This window comes from Klebsiella indica (assembly GCF_005860775.1).
Lineage (GTDB): Bacteria > Pseudomonadota > Gammaproteobacteria > Enterobacterales > Enterobacteriaceae > Klebsiella > Klebsiella indica.
This window is the reverse complement of the sequence record NZ_VCHQ01000009.1, coordinates 13,916-36,794: the sequence shown is the minus strand read 5'-3', so window position 1 is coordinate 36,794 and position 22,879 is coordinate 13,916. Positions and strand designations below refer to the sequence as shown.

At 55.0% G+C, this 22,879-nt stretch carries 20 protein-coding genes; 9 read left to right on the top strand and 11 right to left on the bottom strand.

Annotation, left to right across the window (positions count from 1 at the left end; translation table 11 throughout):
• The first annotated feature begins 11 nt into the window (after window positions 1-11).
• Both minD and minE read left to right on the top strand, forming a co-directional pair.
• Window positions 12-824 (top strand): septum site-determining protein MinD, encoded by an 813-nt coding sequence (gene minD / locus FE839_RS07640; protein WP_138360245.1) that lies wholly within the window; start codon window positions 12-14, stop codon window positions 822-824.
• A gap of 3 nt (window positions 825-827) precedes the next feature.
• The gene (gene minE, locus FE839_RS07635; RefSeq protein ID WP_138360244.1) at window positions 828-1,097 is read left to right on the top strand and encodes a cell division topological specificity factor MinE; all 270 of its coding nucleotides are present in this window, start codon (window positions 828-830) and stop codon (window positions 1,095-1,097) included.
• 72 nt (window positions 1,098-1,169) lie between these two features.
• On the opposite strand, the gene rnd is transcribed toward minE, so the two are convergent.
• From rnd to FE839_RS07610, 5 genes are all read right to left on the bottom strand, one after another.
• Complete coding sequence (gene rnd, locus FE839_RS07630; protein WP_171034847.1) at window positions 1,170-2,294, bottom strand: ribonuclease D; 1,125 nt, start codon at window positions 2,292-2,294, stop codon at window positions 1,170-1,172.
• Window positions 2,295-2,375: 81 nt separating this feature from the next.
• On the bottom strand, window positions 2,376-4,061 hold the full coding sequence (fadD, locus tag FE839_RS07625) for a long-chain-fatty-acid--CoA ligase FadD (RefSeq protein WP_138360242.1): 1,686 nt from the start codon (window positions 4,059-4,061) through the stop codon (window positions 2,376-2,378).
• A 208-nt stretch (window positions 4,062-4,269) separates the two neighbouring features.
• Complete coding sequence (locus FE839_RS07620) at window positions 4,270-4,857, bottom strand: Slp family lipoprotein (protein ID WP_138360241.1); 588 nt, start codon at window positions 4,855-4,857, stop codon at window positions 4,270-4,272.
• Between the two features lie 39 nt (window positions 4,858-4,896).
• The gene (gene tsaB, locus FE839_RS07615; RefSeq protein ID WP_138360240.1) at window positions 4,897-5,592 is read right to left on the bottom strand and encodes a tRNA (adenosine(37)-N6)-threonylcarbamoyltransferase complex dimerization subunit type 1 TsaB; all 696 of its coding nucleotides are present in this window, start codon (window positions 5,590-5,592) and stop codon (window positions 4,897-4,899) included.
• A 192-nt stretch (window positions 5,593-5,784) separates the two neighbouring features.
• Window positions 5,785-7,695, bottom strand: a complete 1,911-nt coding sequence (locus FE839_RS07610) for a DNA repair helicase YoaA (RefSeq protein ID WP_138360239.1) — start codon at window positions 7,693-7,695, stop codon at window positions 5,785-5,787.
• 132 nt (window positions 7,696-7,827) lie between these two features.
• Between FE839_RS07610 and FE839_RS07605 the strand changes: the two genes are divergently transcribed.
• Window positions 7,828-8,172: a RidA family protein gene (locus tag FE839_RS07605; protein WP_138360238.1), complete on the top strand. Its 345-nt coding sequence runs from the start codon at window positions 7,828-7,830 to the stop codon at window positions 8,170-8,172.
• 101 nt (window positions 8,173-8,273) lie between these two features.
• Here the strand turns inward: FE839_RS07605 and FE839_RS07600 are convergent, their stop codons facing one another.
• From FE839_RS07600 to FE839_RS07580, 5 genes are read right to left on the bottom strand one after another with little or no spacing between them, the layout of a single operon-like run.
• On the bottom strand, window positions 8,274-9,413 hold the full coding sequence (locus FE839_RS07600; RefSeq protein ID WP_138360237.1) for an alginate lyase family protein: 1,140 nt from the start codon (window positions 9,411-9,413) through the stop codon (window positions 8,274-8,276).
• A gap of 7 nt (window positions 9,414-9,420) precedes the next feature.
• Window positions 9,421-10,515: an ABC transporter ATP-binding protein gene (locus FE839_RS07595; RefSeq protein ID WP_138360236.1), complete on the bottom strand. Its 1,095-nt coding sequence runs from the start codon at window positions 10,513-10,515 to the stop codon at window positions 9,421-9,423.
• 10 nt (window positions 10,516-10,525) lie between these two features.
• Window positions 10,526-11,365 (bottom strand): carbohydrate ABC transporter permease, encoded by an 840-nt coding sequence (locus FE839_RS07590; protein ID WP_138360235.1) that lies wholly within the window; start codon window positions 11,363-11,365, stop codon window positions 10,526-10,528.
• Between the two features lie 9 nt (window positions 11,366-11,374).
• Complete coding sequence (locus tag FE839_RS07585; RefSeq protein ID WP_241675619.1) at window positions 11,375-12,316, bottom strand: carbohydrate ABC transporter permease; 942 nt, start codon at window positions 12,314-12,316, stop codon at window positions 11,375-11,377.
• Window positions 12,317-12,327: 11 nt separating this feature from the next.
• A complete protein-coding gene (locus FE839_RS07580) occupies window positions 12,328-13,614 on the bottom strand; it encodes an ABC transporter substrate-binding protein (RefSeq protein ID WP_138360234.1) in 1,287 nt (428 codons plus the stop codon).
• A gap of 526 nt (window positions 13,615-14,140) precedes the next feature.
• Here FE839_RS07580 and FE839_RS07575 point away from each other — a divergent pair.
• Complete coding sequence (locus FE839_RS07575) at window positions 14,141-15,379, top strand: alginate lyase family protein (protein WP_138360233.1); 1,239 nt, start codon at window positions 14,141-14,143, stop codon at window positions 15,377-15,379.
• A complete protein-coding gene (locus FE839_RS07570; protein WP_138360232.1) occupies window positions 15,379-17,397 on the top strand; it encodes a heparinase II/III domain-containing protein in 2,019 nt (672 codons plus the stop codon). Before FE839_RS07575 ends, FE839_RS07570 begins: the two co-directional genes overlap by 1 nt.
• Before the next feature lie 16 nt (window positions 17,398-17,413).
• Here FE839_RS07570 and FE839_RS07565 read toward each other — a convergent pair whose 3' ends face one another.
• Window positions 17,414-17,593, bottom strand: a complete 180-nt coding sequence (locus FE839_RS07565; protein ID WP_004103292.1) for a YoaH family protein — start codon at window positions 17,591-17,593, stop codon at window positions 17,414-17,416.
• A 90-nt stretch (window positions 17,594-17,683) separates the two neighbouring features.
• Here FE839_RS07565 and pabB point away from each other — a divergent pair, with 90 nt between their 5' ends.
• From pabB to FE839_RS07545, 4 genes are all read left to right on the top strand, one after another.
• Window positions 17,684-19,039: an aminodeoxychorismate synthase component 1 gene (gene pabB, locus FE839_RS07560; protein ID WP_138360231.1), complete on the top strand. Its 1,356-nt coding sequence runs from the start codon at window positions 17,684-17,686 to the stop codon at window positions 19,037-19,039.
• A gap of 3 nt (window positions 19,040-19,042) precedes the next feature.
• Window positions 19,043-19,621 (top strand): CoA pyrophosphatase, encoded by a 579-nt coding sequence (locus FE839_RS07555; RefSeq protein WP_138360230.1) that lies wholly within the window; start codon window positions 19,043-19,045, stop codon window positions 19,619-19,621.
• A 162-nt stretch (window positions 19,622-19,783) separates the two neighbouring features.
• The gene (gene sdaA / locus FE839_RS07550; protein ID WP_138360229.1) at window positions 19,784-21,148 is read left to right on the top strand and encodes an L-serine ammonia-lyase; all 1,365 of its coding nucleotides are present in this window, start codon (window positions 19,784-19,786) and stop codon (window positions 21,146-21,148) included.
• A gap of 129 nt (window positions 21,149-21,277) precedes the next feature.
• Complete coding sequence (locus FE839_RS07545; protein ID WP_138360228.1) at window positions 21,278-22,843, top strand: EAL domain-containing protein; 1,566 nt, start codon at window positions 21,278-21,280, stop codon at window positions 22,841-22,843.
• The last annotated feature ends 36 nt before the right edge of the window (window positions 22,844-22,879 follow it).

The following is a 22,879-nucleotide window of genomic DNA, read 5'->3' as shown; positions in this document are numbered from 1 at the left end:
AAGGAATTTCTATGGCACGCATTATTGTTGTGACTTCGGGTAAAGGAGGCGTTGGCAAGACCACCTCCAGCGCGGCCATCGCTACTGGTTTGGCCCAGAAGGGAAAAAAAACGGTCGTCATCGACTTCGATATCGGTCTGCGTAACCTTGACCTGATCATGGGCTGTGAGCGTCGCGTCGTTTATGACTTCGTCAACGTCATCCAGGGAGACGCCACCTTAAATCAGGCGCTTATCAAAGACAAGCGTACGGAGAACCTCTATATCCTTCCAGCCTCGCAGACCCGTGATAAAGAAGCCCTGACCCGCGAAGGCGTAGACAAGGTTCTCGAAGAACTGAAAAAGATGGGTTTTGATTTTATCATCTGCGACTCTCCGGCTGGTATCGAAACCGGCGCGCTGATGGCGCTGTATTTCGCGGATGAAGCCGTTATCACCACCAACCCGGAAGTCTCCTCCGTCCGCGACTCCGACCGTATCCTTGGCATTCTTGCATCGAAATCCCGCCGGGCGGAAAAAGGTGAAGATCCGATCAAAGAGCATCTGCTGCTGACCCGCTATAATCCGGGTCGAGTGAACAAGGGCGATATGCTCAGCATGGAGGACGTGCTGGAAATTCTGCGCATCAACCTGGTGGGCGTCATTCCTGAAGATCAGTCCGTATTGCGCGCATCCAACCAGGGTGAACCGGTGATTCTGGATGAGACTTCGGACGCGGGTAAAGCCTACGCCGATACCGTTGAACGTCTGCTCGGAGAAGAACGTCCTTTCCGCTTCGTAGAAGAAGAGAAGAAAGGTTTCCTCAAACGCCTGTTCGGAGGATAAATTATGGCATTACTCGACTTTTTTCTCTCGCGGAAAAAGAACACGGCCAACATTGCGAAAGAACGCCTGCAAATCATTGTCGCGGAACGTCGTCGCAGCGATGCGGAACCGCATTATCTGCCGCAGTTGCGCAAAGACATTCTGGAAGTGATTTGTAAGTATGTGCAGATCGACCCGGAAATGGTCAGCGTACAGTTGGAGCAGAAAGACGGCGATATCTCGATTCTGGAGTTGAACGTCACCCTGCCGGAAACCGAAGAGTCGAAATCCTGACCCTGCGAGGTGGTAAAAAACCGGCAACGCTATGCGACGCCGGTTATTTCCCTCCCTGTGCGCTCACCCGCGTTAAATCTCTGAACGCGGATACTCGCTTAATAGCGCCTTCAGGCGATCGGCCATCAATTCACCACGCCAGCCGGAAATCAGTTCTGGCTCCCCGTTGCCGTTTTTCAGCCCCCAGTGCCCGTTCAACAACTGATTAATCTGCCTTCTCGATGCCAGCAGTTCCGCACTTATGCCCTTCTCCACGCTCACCGTCTGTACCAGCGCTTTAATCGCTTTAAACACCTTGCGATACCCCGGCATATCAACCAGGTTCTGTAGCGGCTCTGGCAACGCCTCTTTCGGCAGCGCCTGCGCTTTTTCGACAAGGCTTATCAACGTCTTACCGTGGAAGCGAATTTCGCTGCCCGATAACCCCAGGCTATCAAGCTCCCCCAGGCTGCCAGGCATATAGCGCGCGACGTTCCACAGATGTTCCTCTCGAATGACAAAGTTGACCGCCAGGTCACGCTCGCGCGCTTTACGTAAACGCCAGTCGGCCAGCAGTTGCAGACACCCCAACTGGCGAGTGCGCAGTTGCCAGGCATTGCCGATATCGCGCCACGCCTGCGCCGGATCCTGAACCTCCTGACGACGCTGCTGCATTAACTGGCATTCATCCAACGCGGCGGATAGCCAGCCGGCGCCTTCAGTTTCAGCCATTAACTTGTTGGCGATAGGTAGCAGGTACCAGACATCCGCAGCAGCATAAATGCACTGGCGTTCCGTTAACGGACGGGCCAGCCAGTCGGTCCGTGATTCGCTTTTGTCCAGCGCCACGCCGCTATACTCTTCGACCATCGATGCAAATCCCCATGACATCGGACGTCCGCAAAACGCGGCCAGAATTTGCGTGTCGATTAGCGGTTGCGGCATCAAATGAAAAGCATTAAGAAACACTTCCAGATCTTCACTGCCGGCATGCAGATATTTAGTCACGTTTTTATTCAGCAGCAGTTCACGCATCGGCGCCCAGTCTGTAATGACCAGTGGGTCAATCAAGAAAACCTGTTCGCCATCAAACAGCTGAAGCAGACCGAGTTGGGGATAATAGGTACGAGTACGGACAAATTCCGTATCCAGCGCAATGGCCGAAACCGCGCTTGCCGCTTCACAGATGGCGCGAAGGCCATCATCGGTGGTGATCATCTGATAGTTCAAATCGTACTCTCTTAACTTGCGCCCATAAAAAACGCCGGCTTAGCCGGCGTCTGGCGATTCACTCTTAGCTCAGGCTTTATTGTCTACTTTAGCGCGGGCTTCGTCACGCAGTTCTCGCCGTAAAATTTTACCGACATTGGATTTTGGCAGTTCATCGCGAAACTCGACCAGCTTCGGAACCTTGTAGCCGGTCAACTGACGACGGCAAAAGGTAATAAGCATCTCTTCCGTCAGCGCCGGGGCTTTCTTAACCACGAAAATTTTGACGGTTTCACCGCTGCTACCTGACGGCACGCCCACCGCAGCGACTTCCTGCACGCCGGGGTGTTGCATGACCACATCTTCAATTTCATTAGGATAGACGTTGAACCCGGATACGAGGATCATATCTTTCTTACGATCGACGATGCGCAGAAACCCCTCTTCATCCATTATCGCGATATCGCCGGTATGCAGCCAGCCATCCTTAATGATTTCAGCCGTCTCATCCGGGCGTTGCCAGTAGCCCAACATCACCTGCGGCCCTTTCACACACAGCTCGCCCGGCTCGCCCGGCGGCACGTCATTATCGTCGTCATCCACCAGTTTCGCTTCAGTGGAGGGCACCGGCAGACCAATACTGCCGCTGTGATAATCAATATCGTGCGGGTTAACGCTCACCAGCGGCGCGCACTCCGTCAGGCCATAGCCTTCCAGAAGATATTGCCCGGTCAGCTTCACCCAGCGCTCAGCGACCACCTGCTGTACCGGCATCCCGCCACCGGCGGAAAGATGCAGAGAGGAGAAGTCGAGTTCCTGAAACGCTTTGTTATTAAGCAGAGCGTTAAACAGGGTATTTACCCCGGTCATGGCGGTGAAGGGGTATTTCGCCAGCTCTTTGACCATACCTGGAATATCGCGCGGATTAGTAATCAGCAGATTCTGCCCACCCCGTTCAATAAACAGCAGACAGTTCATGGTCAGCGCAAAGATGTGATACAGCGGCAGCGCGGTGACCACCAGCTCTTTCCCGCGATGCAGCAGCGGCCCGTAGGTGGCATTCACCTGCTCAAGGTTCGCCAGCATATTGCGGTGAGTCAGCATTGCCCCTTTCGCCACGCCGGTTGTCCCGCCGGTATACTGGAGGAAAGCGAGATCCTGTGAAACAATTTCCGGTTTGATGTACTGCATTCGGTAGCCGTGCTGCAACGCACGACGAAATGAGATCGCGTCCGGCAGATGGTATTTGGGCACCAGCCGCTTAATGTACTTCACCACAAAGTTCACCAGCGTCCCTTTTGCCGTAGAGAGCTGATCGCCCATACGCGTTAAAATTACGTGCTTCACCTGGGTTTTATCGACCACCTTCTCCAGGGTGTGTGCAAAGTTAGAGACAATCACAATGGCCGCCGCCCCGCTGTCATTAAGCTGGTGCTCCAGTTCACGCGGCGTGTATAGCGGGTTAACGTTTACCACGATCATCCCTGCGCGCAGGATACCAAACAGCGCCACCGGATATTGCAATAAGTTAGGCATCATCAGGGCAACACGGTCGCCTTTTTGTAAACCTAATCCCTCCTGAAGATAAGCGGCGAACGCCCGGCTGCGCTCCTCCAGCTTCCGGTAGGTCATCACCTCACCCATATTGATAAATGCCGGTTGGTCAGCATAACGGGTTACGGATTGTTCAAACAGTTCAACCAGGGATTGATAGCGGTCAGGGTTTATCTCCGCGGGAACATCTGCGGGATAACGGTTTAGCCAAACCTTTTTCACTGCATCACCTCTGAAATAGCTATTCGTCGTCATCACAGCCCCTGATTAAAAATCATTCTGTTAACATTATATTAACTCAGCGTACCAGTTTATTAATCAGCCGTTTTACAGGTTGCGAAGCGCGTCACTATTTATTTTTCTTATTTGACTGAAAACGAAGAAACAGCGGACCAGCCGCTGTTTCTTTTAACTTATAAAAACTACAAAATCATTCAGTTACAACGTTTCTCACTTCTGCCGGGCCCTGATTATACCAGCCCCAGCCCCAACCACCGTATCCGTAACCCCAGGGTCGTGGGCCGAACAGCCACGGGTCAAATGGCTGCGGCGGCATCACCACCTGCTGCACGACGTTCCAGCGCTTATAGCCCGTCGCATTCATCAGCATGAATTTATATGGCGTACTGCCCACTTTGCCATTCACGACACCGGTGATCGGGCCAACGACGGTAACCAGTTGACCACGAAAATCTACCGGATCGAGAAACCCGTTCACATCGGCAAAAATGCGCCCGCGCGAAGGTTCCCCCAGTTCCGGACGCGCAGCGTTGTCCAGCTTGACAGTCGCGATCTCTAAACGGGTTTTACCCTGCTGATTCTGCACGCTGACAACTTTACCGCCAAAACGCGCTTCCTGGCCAACATACAGCTGCGGCGCGTTCATCACCCGAATTAAATCCTGCTGTGGCGTCGGGCTGGTGCCTTTAATGGCATCCGGTACCGAAGCGCACCCACTCAGCGCGGCGACAACCACTGCCGCCACTAACCAACGCACTGCGGTTTTTTGATCCGCCATGATGCAACTCCTTCTTCTCAGGCCTGGTGTTACTGAGATTCATTCGCGGCCTGGAAGTTTCTTCCAGGCCACTTCATTACGCAAATAAACTGGTTCCGCGTGTTCAACCGCCACGGTTTTACCCGCCGTAAACAGGTAACAAGCCAGCGGCAGCATATCCTGAGCTTCAGGAAGCTGAATCTCCCCGTCAACCAGCGTCAAACCGGAGCCCTTAGCCATCTCCGGCCACGCCTGCCAGCCAGTTCCGACTGTCGCCCACTCACCTTCCAGCCGCTGTAGCCGCTCGCTCACCGCTTCAGGCTTGAGCACCGACTCACTCGCTTCGCCGTGCCAGACGCCCTGCGCGTCGCGCTGATATTCTGCCCAGTAGACTTCCCCCATTCTGGCGTCAATCGCCGCCAGAACGCGCGTTGCGCCGGTTTTGCGCCATGCCCCCTGGGCCATAGTCGCCAGCGAAGAGACGCCAATCATCGGCAACTCAGCGCCCAGCGCCAGCCCCTGCGCGATACCGATACCGATACGCACGCCGGTAAAACTGCCCGGCCCGCGGCCAAAGGCCAGCGCATTAAGCCCGGTCAGTAGGATGCCGCTTTCAGTGAGGAGATCCTGCACCAGCGGCAGGATTCGTTGCGTATGTTCACGGGGACAGATTTCAAAATGAGCACTAAGGGTGCCATCATTCCACAGCGCCGCGGAGCAAGCTTCCGTGGCGGTATCGATAGCCAGAATTCGCATGGATCGTCACGCTCTCGTTATATACCCTTCGTATTTCCAGCAACATTTTGCCAGGGCTATGTGCATTCATCCCCGTCACATCGTTATCTATGTTCCGGGGAACCACACCCTTGCCGCCGCAAAGCCACTCGAAATGCATTGGGTATAGCAGATTCACAAAATGGCGCGCAGCTTACCACATATTGCGCCAGATTACCTCGCTGGCGGCAGCGCAAGAAAACGTATCGCCCGACGGATATCGCGAGTCCGCGGCGCGGGCGGTAAGCTGGCGAGAAACACCGCGCCATAGGGGCGCATCACCAGACGGTTATCGCAGATCACCAGCACCCCGCGATCGTCAATGTCGCGAATCAGGCGCCCCACCCCCTGTTTTAGCGTAATCACCGCATCCGGTAGCTGGACCTCATCGAAAGGATCGCCGCCGCGCAGACGACAATCTTCCATGCGCGCTTTGAGGAGCGGATCGTCCGGCGAGGTGAACGGCAGTTTGTCGATAATCACCAGCGAGAGGGTATCGCCGCGCACGTCCACCCCTTCCCAGAAGCTGCTGGTCGCCACCAGCAACGCATTCCCGGCGCTCACGAACTGCTGCAAAAGCTGGCCCTTACTGGTTTCCCCTTGTAACAGCACCGGCAGGGTCATGGTCGCGCGGAACTGTTCCGCCAGATCGCGCATCATGGCGTGCGAGGTACACAGCATAAAACAGCGCCCGTCATTGGCTTCAATCAGCGGTTTAAGCATTGCCGCCAGATGCCGCGCTGCGCCGGGCTTGTTCGGCAAAGGTAAATTACGCGGCACGCAGAGCAGCGCCTGATGGGCATAGTCAAAGGGGCTGGGCAGCAGCAGCGTTTGCGCTTCGCTAATCCCCAGACGATCGGTGAAATGGTGCAAATCGTCGTTTACCGACAGCGTCGCCGAGGTAAAGATCCAGCTCCCGGACTTTTGCGTCATAACGTCTTTAAATTTATCCGCCACCGTGAGCGGAGTCAGCGCCAGGGTGAAGTGACGGGAAGTGCATTCATACCAGTAGCTAAAGCCCGGCTGGTTGGTCTCTTTCAGCCGTTTGAGGCGGCCACGGTAAATCGTTGCCCGTTCGAAAGCGGCATCCAGCAACGCTGAGCGCCCCAGCGACAGCTTTGCCACGTCGTAGCACAGCTCCAGCGCATCATCGAGGAGCAGCAACGCGCGCTGAATATTGTTATCCGCCAGCAGATCGCGCAAATTGCCGCGATAGCCTGGCTCCCCGAGCTGCAGGCGAAAATCCTGCGTGCTCTGGGCAAGACGGTCAGCGCATTTCTGCAACTGCCGGGTATCTTTTAACTCGGTGCGATAAGCAATAGTGATATCTTTCGCCAGATCCAGCAACTGGCGGCTGGAGAGCGACTGGCCAAAGTACTGGCTGGCGATATCCGGCAACTGATGCGCTTCATCGAAGATCATCACTTCCGCCTCCGGAATAAGCTCGGCAAAGCCGCTCTCTTTCACCACCATATCGGCAAGAAACAGATGGTGGTTAACGACCACCACGTCGGCATCCATCGCCTTTTTACGCGCTTTCACCACAAAGCACTCTTTATATAGCGGGCAGTCGCTACCGAGGCAATTATCGTTGGTGCTGGTCACCAGCGGCCAGGCCAGCGAGTCTTCGGCAACGCTCACGCAGGTGCTGATATCGCCATCCACGGTTTGATTCGACCACGAGCGCAGCAGAATCACATCGCTGAGGGTTTGTACCGGCAGATCCCCTCCGGCAAGCGCCTGTTGCTCAAGACGCTCAAGGCAGAGGTAGTTGGAACGCCCTTTCAGCAAGGCCAGTTTGCCGGTGAACTTCAGCGCGTTGGCGACGGTGGGCAAATCCCGGCTGTAGAGCTGATCCTGCAATGCTTTCGAGCCGGTGGAGATAATGACTTTCTTGTTGGCCCGTAGCGCAGGCGCCAGATAAGCGTAGGTTTTGCCGGTCCCGGTGCCCGCCTCAACCACCAGCGGGCGGGTTTCTTCAATCGCGCTGGCGACGGCGAAAGCCATCTGGCGCTGCGGTTCGCGTGGTTTAAATCCCGCAATCGCGCTGGCCAGCTGGCCGTCTGCTGCAAAATCGTCGATCACATTACCCCCTGGTTATTTGGACAGTGATTATGTCAGGGTGGCGTGGTTTTCGCCAGCACGGGTAGTGACGCAGGAGAAACATTGTGGCAGTCTTGCCGCAGCTTAATGAACCGGAACAACGAGGAAATGAACATGACTATTACGCGTATCGATGCCGAAGCCCGCTGGTCTGATGTTGTTATTCACAACCAGACGCTGTACTACACCGGCGTACCATCAAACCTTGACGCCGACGCCTGCGCGCAAACCGCCGACACACTGGCGCAGATTGACGCGGTGCTGGAAAAACAGGGCAGCGACAAGTCGCGTATACTTGATGCCACCATTTTTCTCGCCGACGGCGACGATTTTGCGGCCATGAACCAGGCCTGGGATGCCTGGGTCGTCGCAGGGCATGCGCCAGTTCGCTGTACGGTACAGGCGAAGCTGATGAACCCGCGTTATAAAGTCGAGATTAAGATTATCGCGGCGGTGTAAGCGGCAATCATGTCCGCCGGATAAGGCAACGCCGCCATCCGGCATCTTACCGCACCGAGCCTGATGGCGCTGCGCTTATCAGGCCTGGAATTTAGTTTCTATCAACCCGCGCACCACATCAGCTGTTCCCTTAACTGTAGCGTCTCCTGCGGCAAACACTTCAGCGCTTCGCGGTAACTGGCCGATTGCTTTGCATAGCCCCGTACTGACTGCAGCAGCACCCGCAGCGCGCTATCCCAGACAATCCCCTGCAAATCGCTATACGGCCAGAGATCCGGTTCGCGGATAAACGGCACCAGATAATCAATCCCCTGCTTCACTCCACGCCCGTCGCGGATAGCATTCCAGCGATCGAACTCAACATGCTCGGCGTAGCGGTTAAGCAACAGATGCGCCTCCAGATTAAACAGCGAGTAGTGGAACGGAATAGTGCGCTCCAGCTCCATCGTCTGCTTGCCGTCCTGGTCAATCTGCGCCGCCATACGCTGGGTGATCCCCTGCTCAATGATCCGCGCAGCTAACCCTTTATCGCCGTAGAACAGCGCATTAACCGTGCGCTGAGCGTCATACCAGGTGCCGTGGTTGTTGTGCCAGACGTACTCGGAGTGGCCGATTTCGCTGTAATACATCCAGTGATTAAAATCACGGAACCACTGATGCAGGCCGATAATATCATCGGTATTCAGCACGCTCGCCGTATTAATCAGCCCGATAGTATCCACCACCATCCACAGCAAGCGAGTGTCGATAAGCCCGGTACCGCGCCCGGAGACAATCCCCGGGATTGCCTGGCCGTAGTTAAGATGCGGATTCATGCGCGTATCGGTATCAAGAAACCAGCAGCGGATCTGCTGCGCGGCCGCCTGCGCATACTGACGCTGACCGGTGAAATACCACGCCAGCCCCAGCGTCAGGCACCGCTCGCACATGCGGATAATGCGCGAGGTATCGGTGTCGTTATTTTCACATTGCGGGTTGACATGCCCATCGCGGCGAATATAGGGCAGCCCGTTTGGCCGCCGTGGGTTCGGCCACCAGTAGGTGCCCAGACTGTAATAATCGTGCGCATCGCCGCTCACCGGACGCAGTTTTTTATGCACCACACTCTCCGGCGCTTCACGCCGCAGAATATCAGCCTCCGCCACCAGCTTACTGAGCGCCAGTTGCAGCGGCGAGAACGGCTGCTTTAAGCCCGCGCGCGCGTTTTCCAGGCAGGTTTCATCAAGAGTATACAGCTTCATCGCCACCTTAATTTCCCTCCTGGCACGCGATGCGCTGGCCGCTTTGCGCATCGAAAATATGCACGCCGGAGAGCCTGGGCTGCAACCAGATACTGTCGCCCTCTTTCACTGCCAGCCTCTGTTTGAATACCGAGGTGAACGCGCCGCCGCCGGTATCGCAGAACAGTTGCATATCCGAACCGGTATTTTCCACCGCCGTGACCTTCGCCGCCAGAGCGTCATCCCGGGCCTCATGGACCACATTGACCTGCTCAGGGCGGATCGCATACACCACCTGCTGGCCATGCCGCACCTGTAACCCGGCAGGCAAAGCCAGCAGCGAACCATCTTTCAGACGCAGACTGGTCGCGTCGCCACTCAGAACCACCTCACCCGGGAGCTGATTAATCTCCGGCGAGCCAATAAACCCGGCGACGAACAGATTCGCGGGCTGGTCATACAGTTCCAGCGGCGTGCCCGCCTGCTCAATGCGCCCATCGCGCAACACGACGATCATCTGTCCCATTGTCATGGCTTCAATCTGATCGTGGGTGACATACACGGAGGTAGTTTTCAGCCGACGATGCAGCTCGCGAATTTCGCCTCGCACCTGAGTACGCAGCTTGGCATCAAGATTCGAGAGCGGTTCATCAAATAAAAACACCTGCGGCTTACGTACGATGGCCCGCCCCATCGCCACACGCTGGCGCTGGCCTCCTGAGAGATCTTTCGGCAAACGCTCCAGCAGCGGTTCCAGTCCCAGCAGCGCAGCGGCTTCATTAACCTTCTGGTTGATATCCGCTTTCGGCAGACGCGCCATCTTCAGGGCAAAGCCCATATTTTCACGCACCGTCATCTGCGGGTAGAGCGCGTAGCTCTGGAACACCATCGCAATATCGCGCAGCTTCGGTTCCACATCGGTGACGTTGCGTTCGTTGATATGCACCTCGCCGCCGGAAATCTCCTCAAGGCCGGCGATCATGCGCAGCAGCGTAGATTTCCCGCAGCCGCTGGGCCCGACAAGGACGCAAAACTCGCCGTCCGGGATAGTCAGCGACACGTCTTTAATGACCTGCGCATCGCCATACGATTTACGCACGCTATTCAGTACAACAGATCCCATCGGTAACTCCTTATCCTTTGACCGCGCCGGACATGATCCCGCGATTGAAATGTTTTTGCAGACCCAGGTAGACGATGATGCTGGGCAGCATCGCCAGTAGCGTAATGGCGATAAAGATATTCGGTGTGATGCTCTCATCGGTACGCAGCGTGCCAAGGATCACCGGAATGGTATTCAGGCTGTCCTGGTTGACCACAATCAGCGGCAACAGGTACTGATCCCAAATCATAATGAAGCCAAAGGTGACCACCGTGCCGAGCGCCGGTTTGACCAGCGGCAGGATCACGTGGAAGAAGATTTGCCATTCGTTGGCGCCGTCTATTCGTGCCGCCTCTTCCAGCTCTTTCGGAATCGCCGACATAAATTCGGTCAATACGAAGATCGAGAACGCCCAGCCCACCACCGGCAAAATCATCCCGAGGTAGCTGTTATAAAGCGAGGCATCGATCAACGGCAGTCGCCAGTTGATGATCATATACAGCGGAATGGCAATCACTTCTTCCGGCAACATCATGGTGGACAAAATCACCAGGCTAACCAGCGCCACGCCGCGAAACTTCTTACGCGCCAGCGCATAAGCCGCCAGCGCACTTACCGACACCTGCATAATGGTACCGAAGAACACCACCAGAATTGAGTTCAGCAGATACTGCCAGACGCCGATATCCATCCACGCAAAGATGAAGTTTTCAAACGAGAACTGATGCGGCCAGGCCAGCAGCTCACCCGGTTTAACCGGTGCGCCACTGAATGCGGTGGCGACGATGCCCCAGAACGGCCCGACAAAGACAATCAGCAGCAGCGTGTAGATACACCAGCGTCCTGCGGTATCCCAACGTTTACTTAACATCACGGCTCCTTAATAACGTGCGATACGTTTTTTCAGCGTCAGATGACAGATGGTTAAGATCACTGTGAAGGTGAACAGCAGGAACGACACCGCTGAGGCGTAGCCATAGTCAAACTGCTCAAAACCAAGTTTATAGATGTGGGTCATGATCATTTCCGTGGCGTTAGATGGCCCCCCGCCAGTGGTGGCGTACACTTCCGCAAACACGCGGAAACCACGAATAAAAGAGAGCATCAGTACCACCGAGAGCGCCGGGATCATGCCGGGCAGCGTGACGTAGCGCAGGCGGTTCCACCAATTGGCGCCGTCAACATTCGCCGCGTCGTACAGGTCGCGGCTGATCCCCGCCAGACCGGCAATAAAGATCACCATGTTGTAGGGCACCGCTTTCCAGATATGCAGCAGCATGATGACCCCCAGCGCCTGATCGGAGCTGGCGAGGAAGCCCTGATCGGCCACGCCGAACCAGCTGAGAATATGGTTAACCACGCCGTTTGGCGTCGGGTTAAACAGAATGCGCCACATTTCGGCGACAATCGCCGCGCTGGTGACGGCCGGTAAAAAGATGGCGGTTCGAATAAAACGCAAATGGCGCGCAGGACCTTCCAGCAGCATAGCAAGGAAAAACGCCAGGATAGCGGCAGCGAACATCGTCACTACCACGTACAGCAACGTGTTCACCACAGCCGCATGCAATTCTGCGTCAGCAAAGGCGCGGGTGAAGTTATCGAATCCGACCCATTCATTGGGCTGGTTAAAGTTAACCTTATAAAAGCTCATCACCAGACCTTGAATCATCGGGATGAACTTAAACCAGCTAAAAATAATCAGCGCAGGCGCTAAAAACAGCCAGGGGATCAGCGCCCGTTTACGTTTTTCATTCAGCCAGCCGCTCGCGTCGGGCGCAGCGGCTTGCTTTTGCGACGCGGACTTCGTCTCATGCAGCGTCATAACGTCGATCCTCAGTTAGCCAGCACATTTTGTTTTTCCAGCTCGGCGTTAACCTTGCCGTCGATGGTCTTCAGCTCGGCGGCAATCTCGCTGTTACAGTCGGCAAAAATACGATTAAAGCCGTCAGCAGTGACCTGACGCACCGGCGTCCAGTTTGGAATTTGCGGCACGTAGCGCCCCTGCTGGTTGTACAGGTTAGCGAAGGTTTCCCAGCGAGTGTCCTGATAAACGGCTTTGACGTCGACATTCTTATTAACCGGCAAACGCACCACCGGAATGTGCTTACTCCCTTTGCCCATGCCGATTTCCTGACCCTCCGGCGAGATCATAAATTCGATGAATTTACGCGCCGCCTCTTTTTGTTTACTGCTCTTCATCATAAAGACCGTGGTGCCCTCAGCGAGCGTGGCTTCGCCTTTTGGCCCGATTACCGGCACGACTTCGTAGTTATCTTTGCCCGGATCTTTATCAAACAGCGCGATATGGTATGGGCCACTGAAGAACATGCCGCTTTGCCCGGAACGAAAAGATGGGATGACATCAGCTGTGGTGGCGTTAATCGCGCCCGGCTGGGTCACTTTTTCACACATCATTGTGCGCATAAAGCTCATCGCCTGAGTCACTTCCGGGGTATTCAGCGAGGCGCTAAATTTGCCGTTACTCTCTTTGACAAAATCGCCACCCGCCTGCCAGATAAAGCTGCTCATAAACCAACTGGCATAACCGCGGGTGGTGGAGGCGGGAACAATAAAGCCATAGGTATCATTTTTGCCGTTGCCATCAGGATCCTGAGTGGTAAAGGCTTTCGCCAGGGTCTGGATATCGTCCCAGTTTTTAGGCTGCGGCAGCCCCAGTTTTTCACGCCAGTCTTTGCGCACGAACAGGGCGAAGGTCTGCGCCGAGGTTGGTACACCATAGTATTTACCATCGATATAGCGCGTACTATCCCAGGCGGTCTCGAACAGCTGGTCGCTACCGGTAATCTTTTTCGGCTCAATTTCATCGGCAATCCCGAGCTGGATAAACTGCCCCAGCGACGCCGCATCGTTAAAAATCAGGTCAGGTAAGGCATTGCCCGCCGTAGCGCGCGCCAGACGCTGTTCAAAATCGGTGGTCGCATTGAAGTACTCAATCTTGATACCGGTTTTTTCTTCAAACTTCTCCGCCTCTTGTTTGTAGATATTTTTGGAATCGTTGCTGGCGCGAATCCAGACGTTCAGGGTAGCGGCATAGCTCTGACCTGCGCCGAGTCCGAGTGCGGTAAGAAGTAATAATGAACGTAATTTATTCGCAGACATAATTGCATATCCTTTATTGTAGGGCACAAAGGTAATTCAATTCTCAATTAATACACATCAAGGAATTTGAATAGCATTCAGAAGTTAATACAACAGATGTAAAAAATATTTCCATTCATTAAATAGAAATACATTCCCCAATACAACCACACAAAAAAGAAATTGCGTTTCAAAAATCAAAAAGTTGAGTCAGATCACATCAAAAAGTGACAAAAAAAGTGACAAATAATTAATAACCATTAAATTCAATTAATTATAAATTTGCTGATTTTATTTAACCATTAAAAAATTTTAGAAAAACGCGAAATTCCGTGATACACGTTGCATTAAAAAAGTCATTTTTTATCCATCCCGATAACCTTGATGGATATCACAAAAAAAATCACTTTGTCTTTTACACTGCACGCCATCGTATATTCAAATAGATTATTTTTTAATTAAACCACTGGCTTTACATGTCGTTTAAATACGTGACGAGTATAATTCTGTCATTATCTTTCCCCATATTTGCAGAAGGGTCATTACTATGAACTCAATACCTCGCCGAGGTTTGTTATGCGTTGTGCTGTTCTGTTCCGGCATGAGCGCCTCTCTGTATGCCGCCGAGCCATACACGCTTGACGGAAAAGATTTAGCCTTTAGCCGTCAGCGGATCGCCGCCAACGATCCGCTATTTATCCAGGCGCAAGCGGCGCTGCTGAAAAAAGCCGATCTGGCGCTCAGGCACCCACTGTTCTCAGTGATGGACAAAACGCTGGTCGCCGCCAGCGGCAATAAGCACGACTATTACAGCTTCCCGCCATACTGGTGGCCGAACCCGGAGACCAAAGACGGGCTGCCGTATATCCGCAAAGACGGGCAAACCAATCCGGACGCCAATAGCGACGCCACCGACAAAAACCGGCTGGTGAAGATGAGCAACGATGTGTCAACCCTGGCGCTGGCGTGGTACTTCTCCCGGGACGATCGCTACGCGCAAAAGGCGGCGGCTCAGTTAAAGACCTGGTTCCTCGATCCGAAGACGCGTATGACCCCCAACCTGCAATACGCACAGGCCATTCCCGGCATTAACACCGGACGCGGCATCGGTATTATTGATAGCCGCGCGCTGGTCGAGGTGGTTGACGCTATCGCCCTGCTGCAATCATCAGATGCCCTCAGCGGAAAGGACGTTACAGAGTTAAAACAGTGGTTCGGTGAATTTTACCACTGGATGACCACCAGCCAGAATGGCTTTGAAGAGGAAAACTGGCACAACAACCACGGCAGTTATTTTGATATGCAGGCCGCCACCTTCGCTCTGTTCAGCGGTAAAACCGAAGCGGCGAAAAAGCGCCTGTACATCACTCAGCTGCGGCGCATTGCCGGGCAGTTTGATGTCGAAGGCCGCCAGATAGCCGAGCTGGAGCGCACCCGCCCGTGGCACTACAGCAACTTCAACCTTGAGGCCTATAACCGCCTGGGCCGTCTGGGCGAGAAAGTGGGCGTCGATATCTGGAATTTCACCCTCGACGACCATAGCCTGCGCAAAGGCTATCAGTACATCGCCGGGTTTATTAACAGCAACACGCCGTGGCCCTGGAAAGATCTCGATAAAATGGACGACAAAAAAGCGCTGCGCAATATCGCCACCGCCGCGCACGCCTGGCCTGACGACCCGCTGTTTCGCGACAAAGCGCAGTGGCTGCGGGCGAAATACCCCGACGATATCACCACCCTTATTGCCCCACTCCCCGTGCCGGCAGAGGTCAAGGATAACCACTGATGAAACAATTTTCTGGGCTCTGGCCCGACATTGCCATACGTGCAGTCGGCGATAACGGTCTACTTGAACGGCTCGTGAAAGATTCACAACCGCTTCTCGACGCGGCAATACGCATCCCGCAGACCGGGATAGCCACCTGGAACCTTTACTACTTTTGTCCGCATCACGGCGTGCGGTTGACATGGCAGGCGGATACCCCCCACCAGCACATCTGCCCGGTCGACAATGCGGTTTTTAGCGGTGAGCCGTGGGACGGCGCCTGGTGGCGCGAGATGAATGGCCGCAACGCCGGCGCATGCCAGCAGCTTGGACTGATGTGGCGTCTGACCGAACAGCAGCAGTACCGCGACAAAGTACGCGCGTTACTGATGGGCTATGCGGACGTTTATCCCGGCTATGAAGTCCACGGAAATATTCCCCACAACGGCCCAGGCAAGATGAACGCGCAGACGCTGTGCGAAGCCAACTGCATTCTGGAGATGGCGTTGGGTTATGACTTTATTGCCGACAGTTTAACGCCTGCCGAACAGCAACACATTAGCGATAATCTGCTGCGCTGCGCGGCAGAGTTTCTGCGTGAACATCGCAGCCCGCAGATCCATAATCATGAAGTCAAAATCAGCGCAGCACTGGGGGTGCTGGGCTTCATCCTCGAAGATGAGAGTCTGCTGGAGTTTGCCGTTAACCAGCCATACGGTCTGCGCTGGCAACTGGAAAACGGCCTGCTGGCGGAAGGGCTGTGGTTTGAAGGTTCCATTCACTACCACTATTACGCGCTACAGGGCTTTTTTGCCTTTGAGAAGCTGGCGCGCGGCACTCGCTGGAGCCTGCTTGATGGTCCCTGGTATCAACCTATGCTGCGCTTCCCGCTCTCGTTACTACTGCCGGACGGCACCTTCCCGCGGTTAAATGATTGCCTTGCCGGACAAGAGAAACTGTATCATCGGGATCTCTACGAATTTGCCTGGTTTATCTGGCGAGATCCGCTCTACGCCGCCGTACTGCAGTTCATCAACACTGAACCTGATGAGCGTGAAACCTTGCTGTGGCGCGACCAGCCGCTGCCTGAAGAGCCTATAACGCTTATCCCCCAGCAATCGCTGTTTGCGCCAGGCGCGGGCCTGACACTGTGGCGACGCCCTCAGCAACGTCAGGCAGTGCTGATTAAACACAGTCCGTGGGGAGGGGAGCACGACCATTACGATCGCCTGAGCCTGATGCTGTGGCAGCGCGACGGCTGGCTGCTGCCGGATCCCGGCACCACTGGTTACGGGGCGAAAATGCACTATGACTATTACAAAAACAGCGCAACCCACAACACGCTGACGGTCAACCAGAGCAATCAACCGCCCGCCAACCCAGTGGTATTGGCCTGGCAGATGAACGATGATTTTTTCTGGTTGGATAGCGAAACCGACTGGGGCAAGCCGCCGCCGGAATTAAACAGCCATAGCCACGTCGAGTGGGACACGGCGGCCTGGCGAGACATCCGCTTTCGCCGTCGCCTGCTGTGGCTTGAAGATGTGCTGATCGATCTGTCGACGGTGGAAAACCCGCATCACCAGCAGCTCGACTGGACGTTACATCTGGCAGCGCAGGCGCTGGATCAGAGCGGCAAGCCGCAGCCCTTCTCGCTCAGCGGGCCGCTACGGCATATGACCGGTTCGACCATGACGCCGCTGCACGGCTGTCAGCCGCGCCACTTTGCGCGCGGCGGCGATACCGTTGCGCTCTGGCTGGCTGGCGATGGCGAACTGTGGCAGGGACTAGCGCCCGATAACCCGGCGATAAGCAATCTCAGCTATCTGGTGATGCGTAATCATCTCCCGCAGGCGCGTTTTGTGTGTCTGTGGGATCTGGCGAACAACGCGCCGTTGACGGAAGTTAACGTGCATCATACGCCAGGCGGTACGCAAATTACCTTCTGGCGCGGTGACCGTGTGGCGCACGTGACGCTGCACGACGATCCCGGGCGAATACCTGATGTGATCCTTCCGCTCACGGAAGGCGGCATTTAAGAACAATACCGATTACTTACTCGTCTTCATCCTCAAAGCGCGCCACAATCCGATCGCCGGTATGCGAGGCGCGCAGTTCGTCTGCCACTAAAGCGATAGCCTGGCCGCTGCTCATCCCCTGCGACATCAACTCCTGAATTCGTTCGACTGCTTTCTGCTGTTGCTCATGGCTCAGCGAAGGTAAACCTGCAAACATCACGCACTCCTGCTACATTGTGGGGCGTAATTATTTCACGCCGTCCTGCTGGATACCAGCGGGCGGTAACGATCAGGATAGAAGAAGACGATGTTGTCCCCCGCGATTATCTCCCTGCCCTGGCGTCCGGATGCCGCTGAACACTATTTTGCCCCATTAAGTTCGCAGCCCTGGGCAATGCTGCTGCACTCCGGTTTTGCCGAACATGCGCATAGCCGGTTCGACATTATCGTCGCCCAACCGCGCGCAACGCTGGTTACTCACGGCCAAACTACCGCGATAGTCGAGGGGGAAGCCGTCTCGACGTCAATGGCCGATCCGCTGGCATTGCTGAATCAGCAACTGACGCATTATCACCTGCAACCGTCGGCTCACCCGCATCTGCCGTTTCTCGGCGGCGCGCTGGGGCTGTTCGGCTACGATCTTGGCCGCCGCTTTGAAACCCTGCCGTCTCAAGCGGAGGCGGATATCTCCCTGCCCGATATGGCGGTCGGGATCTATGACTGGGCGCTGATTGTCGATCATCAGCGCCAGGAAGTCTCGCTGTTCAGTTATGACGACCCGCAAACCCGTCTGGCGTGGCTGGAAGCTCAAACTGCCGTCACCGCCGCACCTTTTGAACTGACATCTGAATGGTGCTCAAATATGAGCCGCGAAGAATACGGCGAAAAGTTTCGCCAGATTCAGGCTTATCTGCACAGCGGCGACTGCTATCAGGTTAACCTGGCGCAGCGGTTTACCGCGCACTATCGCGGAGATGAGTGGCAGGCTTTCTGTCAGCTTAACCACGCCAATCGCGCCCCCTTCAGCGCCTTTATCCGTCTGCATGAAGGCGCCATATTAAGCCTGTCGCCAGAGCGTTTTATACAACTGCAACAAGGTGAAATACAGACCCGGCCAATTAAGGGCACCCTGCCAAGACTTAGCGACCCTGAGCAGGACGAACAACAGGCGCGAAAGCTGGCGAATTCGCCAAAAGACCGCGCGGAAAATTTGATGATCGTCGATTTAATGCGTAACGATATTGGCCGGGTTGCCGTACCCGGCAGCGTTCACGTCCCTGAGCTGTTTGTGGTTGAGCCATTCCCGGCCGTACATCATCTGGTCAGCACCATTACCGCCAGACTCCCTTCCCATCTGCACGCCGCTGATTTACTACGCGCGGCCTTTCCCGGCGGTTCCATAACCGGCGCACCGAAGGTCAGAGCGATGGCGATCATTGATGAGCTGGAGCCGCAACGGCGTAACGCCTGGTGCGGGAGCATCGGATACCTCAGCTTCTGCGGCAATATGGATACCAGTATTACCATCCGTACGCTGACGGCCTGCCACGGACAGATCCACTGCTCCGCAGGCGGCGGTATTGTCGCCGATAGCGAAGAAGCGGCAGAATATCAGGAAACGTTTGATAAAGTTAACCGTATCCTGCATCAACTGGAGAGCTAGAACATGGCGGACAGCGCCCTCGAACTTGACGACTTTCTTTCCCGTTTCCAGCTTCTGCGGCCGCACCCTTCGCGTCACGCGCTCAATCCGCGTCAGGCGGCGGTGCTGGTGCCGATTGTCCGTCGTCCACAGCCGGGGTTACTGCTGACCCAGCGTTCACCATGGTTGCGTAAACATGCCGGTCAGGTGGCCTTCCCCGGCGGCGCGGTGGATAACAGCGATGCTACGCTGATTGCCGCCGCGCTGCGCGAGGCGCAGGAAGAGGTGGCGATCCCGCCAGAGTCGGTTGACGTTATCGGCGTTCTGCCGCCGGTCGATAGCGTGACGGGTTTTCAGGTCACACCGGTGGTAGGTATTATTCCATCCAATCTGCACTACCACGCCAGCCAGGATGAAGTGGCGGCGGTTTTCGAAATGCCGCTTGCGGAGGCGCTGCGTCTGGGCCGCTACCATCCGCTGGATATCTATCGTCGCGGCAATGCCCATCGTGTCTGGTTATCGTGGTATCAGCACTATTTTGTCTGGGGAATGACCGCCGGTATCATTCGCGAGCTGGCGCTACAGATAGGTTCCCGACCTTAGCTATACTTAAATGCAAACGGGGCGGTCAGTATTAGTAAATCCGCAGTTATCCATTAGTTTAATTCATGTGAATACTTCAGCTGATAGCACGGTTCCCTCTTACACTATGCGCAATTATTACATCGTTACCGTACCTGCGGTAACCCTGTCAGGAGTGTTAGCGTGATTAGTCTATTCGACATGTTCAAGGTGGGGATCGGTCCCTCATCTTCCCATACTGTAGGCCCGATGAAAGCCGGGAAACAGTTCGTCGATGACCTGGTCGAAAAAGGATTGCTTAATGCGGTGACGCGCGTAGCGGTTGATGTCTACGGCTCACTGTCATTAACCGGCAAAGGCCACCATACGGATGTCGCCATTATCATGGGACTGGCGGGCAATCAGCCCGATTCGGTCGATATTGACGCGATTCCGGCATTTATCCGCGACGTTGAAGCGCGCGGTCGCCTGCTGCTGGCGCAAGGGCAGCATGAAGTCGACTTTCCCCATGATGACGGCATGCGCTTTCGTAGCGACAACCTGCCGCTACATGAAAACGGCATGACCATTCACGCCTGGGCTGGCGACCGGGAAATCTACAGTAAAACCTATTATTCCATCGGCGGTGGTTTTATCGTTGATGAGGAACATTTCGGCAAAGAGAACGTTAATGAGCTCGCCGTTCCATATCCGTTTAAATCCGCGCAGGAGATGCTGGGCTTCTGTAAAGAGACCGGGATGTCGCTCTCCGGCATGGTGATGCAAAACGAGCTGGCGCTGCACAGCAAAAAAGAGATTGAAGACTATTTTGCGCATATCTGGCAGACCATGCGCGCCTGTATCGATCGCGGGATGAATACCGAAGGCGTCCTGCCTGGCCCGCTGCGGGTCCCGCGCCGTGCTTCGGCGCTGCGCCGGATGCTGGTGGCCAGCGATAAACTCTCCAGCGATCCAATGAACGTGGTGGATTGGGTAAATATGTTCGCACTGGCGGTCAATGAAGAGAACGCCGCTGGCGGAAGGGTGGTGACAGCGCCAACCAACGGCGCCTGCGGTATCGTTCCGGCGGTGCTGGCCTACTATGATCACTTTATCGAGTCCGTAAGCCCGGATATCTATATTCGCTACTTTCTGGCCGCGGGCGCAATTGGCGCGCTGTACAAGATGAACGCCTCCATTTCCGGCGCGGAGGTCGGTTGCCAGGGCGAGGTCGGCGTTGCCTGTTCAATGGCGGCGGCGGGCCTGGCAGAGATTCTTGGCGCCAGTCCGGAGCAGGTTTGCATCGCGGCGGAAATTGGTATGGAGCACAATCTTGGTCTGACCTGTGACCCGGTAGCCGGACAGGTTCAGGTACCCTGCATCGAACGCAACGCGATTGCCTCCGTCAAAGCGATCAATGCCAGCCGAATGGCAATGCGCCGAACCAGCGAACCCCGCGTCTCACTCGATAAAGTTATTGAGACCATGTATGAGACCGGTAAAGATATGAACGCCAAATATCGGGAAACGTCGCGCGGCGGCCTGGCGATTAAAGTTCAGTGCGATTAATCATTGCGCCATCGAGTGCGCCAGCCGGCGCATTCTTCTTTTTTCCCTCTATATTACCTGCGCCCGGCTACACTTGCTCTATAACGACTGTTACTCTGATCAATATTTTTCGTCGACAGGGCGTCATGCATGCAGACTGCACAAAAGTTTATAACAGCCTATCGCAGAAGACGCATCCTGGTTTGCTTACTGGTCGCGCTATTCTCACTGACAACAACGTTAGTGATACGATTTATTTCGCAGCGTAGCTTAAATCAGCAAGAAGTCCAGACCGCTACCGACAAAATGGTAGTGGCGATGGACAACATTTTACGTCCCCTTGAGGCACAGCACACGACGCTACTGCAATTGATAAACACGCCCTGTCAGGATGCCAAACTGACGCTACGCAAACTGGCAGCTACGCTGCAAACGGTGCGATCCATCGCGCTGGTCCAGTCGAAAATACTCTACTGTTCAAGTATTTTCGGCCAACGTCATATCCCGATAAATCAACTACAGCCAGCGTTGCCAACCGCGCACCCTTTACTCACCTTCAGTAACGACGCCTCGCTGCTTAAGGGTTCTCCGGTTCTTATCCAGTGGTATCCCGACTCACGCAACGGTACCGATGGCGTAATGCTGGTGATCAACATTGAGCTATTGGGTAAGTTAATTTTCGACGTGAAATCGCCGCTAATCAGCGGTATTGGCCTTAAAGTCGGTGAAAAAAGCTTAATTAGCGGCACAGGGCTAATTAATCAGGATGCATTATCGGGAGAGCGCATCATCTACCGTCAACGATCAACAGCATTTCCTTTTACGATTAATGTCAGCGGTCCCGGCGCCTCGGCGGTTGCCCTTCATGAACTGCCCGGCGAGCTCCCCCTGGCGCTGATCATCAGCCTGCTAATGACCGGTATTGCCTGGCTGGCTACCGCGGGAAGAATGAGCTTTTCTCGTGAAATTAATCTCGGTATTACTGCGCAAGAGTTTGCGCTCTGGTGCCAACCCCTGCAGGACCTGCGTACCCGTCAGTGCTGTGGCGTTGAAATACTGCTGAGATGGAATAATCCGCGCAAAGGCGCTATCTCACCGGATGTATTTATTCCGATCGCTGAAGCCCATAACCTGATTGTTCCGCTTACGCGTTATGTCATCGCCCACACGGCGAACAATCTGGCCCTTTTCCCTCAGGACAAACATTTTCACATCGGCATTAACGTCGCCGCCCGCCATTTCGCCAACGGTGAGCTGCTGCGCGATTTACAGCATTACTGGTTTAGCATCCATCCACCGCAGCAACTGGTGGTGGAGCTCACCGAACGTGACATGCTGCAGGAAGGCGATCAGCACATGGCCGAGCACCTGCACAATGCGGGCGCGCTCCTGGCTGTTGATGACTTCGGTACCGGGAACAGTTCCCTCTCATGGCTGGAAAAGCTGCGCCCTGATGTGTTGAAAATTGATAAATCATTCACTAGCGCGATTGGTATTGATAGCGTCAACGCGACGGTAACCGACATGATCATCGCCCTGGCCCATCGACTCAATATCGTGACGGTTGCGGAAGGCGTAGAGACCCGCGAGCAGGAAGCGTATCTGCGGGATAATGGTGTCAATTTACTGCAGGGATTTTATTACGCCCGCCCGATGCCGATAGATGAATTTCCACAATGGCTGGCGAGCGCAAAACGTCGCGACATATCGTCGTAGAGCGCATCTGTCGGCCTCACGATGAGACCGACAGAT

Bases quoted from the DNA above. Each gene is read 5' to 3' on its own strand.
- minD (WP_138360245.1), top strand. From the start codon at position 12: ATGGCACGCATTATTGTTGTGACTTCGGGTAAAGGAGGCGTTGGCAAG.
- minE (WP_138360244.1), top strand. From the start codon at position 828: ATGGCATTACTCGACTTTTTTCTCTCGCGGAAAAAGAACACGGCCAAC.
- rnd (WP_171034847.1), bottom strand. From the start codon at position 2,294: ATGATCACCACCGATGATGGCCTTCGCGCCATCTGTGAAGCGGCAAGC.
- FE839_RS07620 (WP_138360241.1), bottom strand. From the start codon at position 4,857: ATGGCGGATCAAAAAACCGCAGTGCGTTGGTTAGTGGCGGCAGTGGTT.
- tsaB (WP_138360240.1), bottom strand. From the start codon at position 5,592: ATGCGAATTCTGGCTATCGATACCGCCACGGAAGCTTGCTCCGCGGCG.
- FE839_RS07605 (WP_138360238.1), top strand. From the start codon at position 7,828: ATGACTATTACGCGTATCGATGCCGAAGCCCGCTGGTCTGATGTTGTT.
- FE839_RS07600 (WP_138360237.1), bottom strand. From the start codon at position 9,413: ATGAAGCTGTATACTCTTGATGAAACCTGCCTGGAAAACGCGCGCGCG.
- FE839_RS07595 (WP_138360236.1), bottom strand. From the start codon at position 10,515: ATGGGATCTGTTGTACTGAATAGCGTGCGTAAATCGTATGGCGATGCG.
- FE839_RS07590 (WP_138360235.1), bottom strand. From the start codon at position 11,365: ATGTTAAGTAAACGTTGGGATACCGCAGGACGCTGGTGTATCTACACG.
- FE839_RS07585 (WP_241675619.1), bottom strand. From the start codon at position 12,316: ATGACGCTGCATGAGACGAAGTCCGCGTCGCAAAAGCAAGCCGCTGCG.
- FE839_RS07580 (WP_138360234.1), bottom strand. From the start codon at position 13,614: ATGTCTGCGAATAAATTACGTTCATTATTACTTCTTACCGCACTCGGA.
- FE839_RS07575 (WP_138360233.1), top strand. From the start codon at position 14,141: ATGAACTCAATACCTCGCCGAGGTTTGTTATGCGTTGTGCTGTTCTGT.
- FE839_RS07570 (WP_138360232.1), top strand. From the start codon at position 15,379: ATGAAACAATTTTCTGGGCTCTGGCCCGACATTGCCATACGTGCAGTC.
- FE839_RS07565 (WP_004103292.1), bottom strand. From the start codon at position 17,593: ATGTTTGCAGGTTTACCTTCGCTGAGCCATGAGCAACAGCAGAAAGCA.
- pabB (WP_138360231.1), top strand. From the start codon at position 17,684: ATGTTGTCCCCCGCGATTATCTCCCTGCCCTGGCGTCCGGATGCCGCT.
- FE839_RS07555 (WP_138360230.1), top strand. From the start codon at position 19,043: ATGGCGGACAGCGCCCTCGAACTTGACGACTTTCTTTCCCGTTTCCAG.
- FE839_RS07545 (WP_138360228.1), top strand. From the start codon at position 21,278: ATGCAGACTGCACAAAAGTTTATAACAGCCTATCGCAGAAGACGCATC.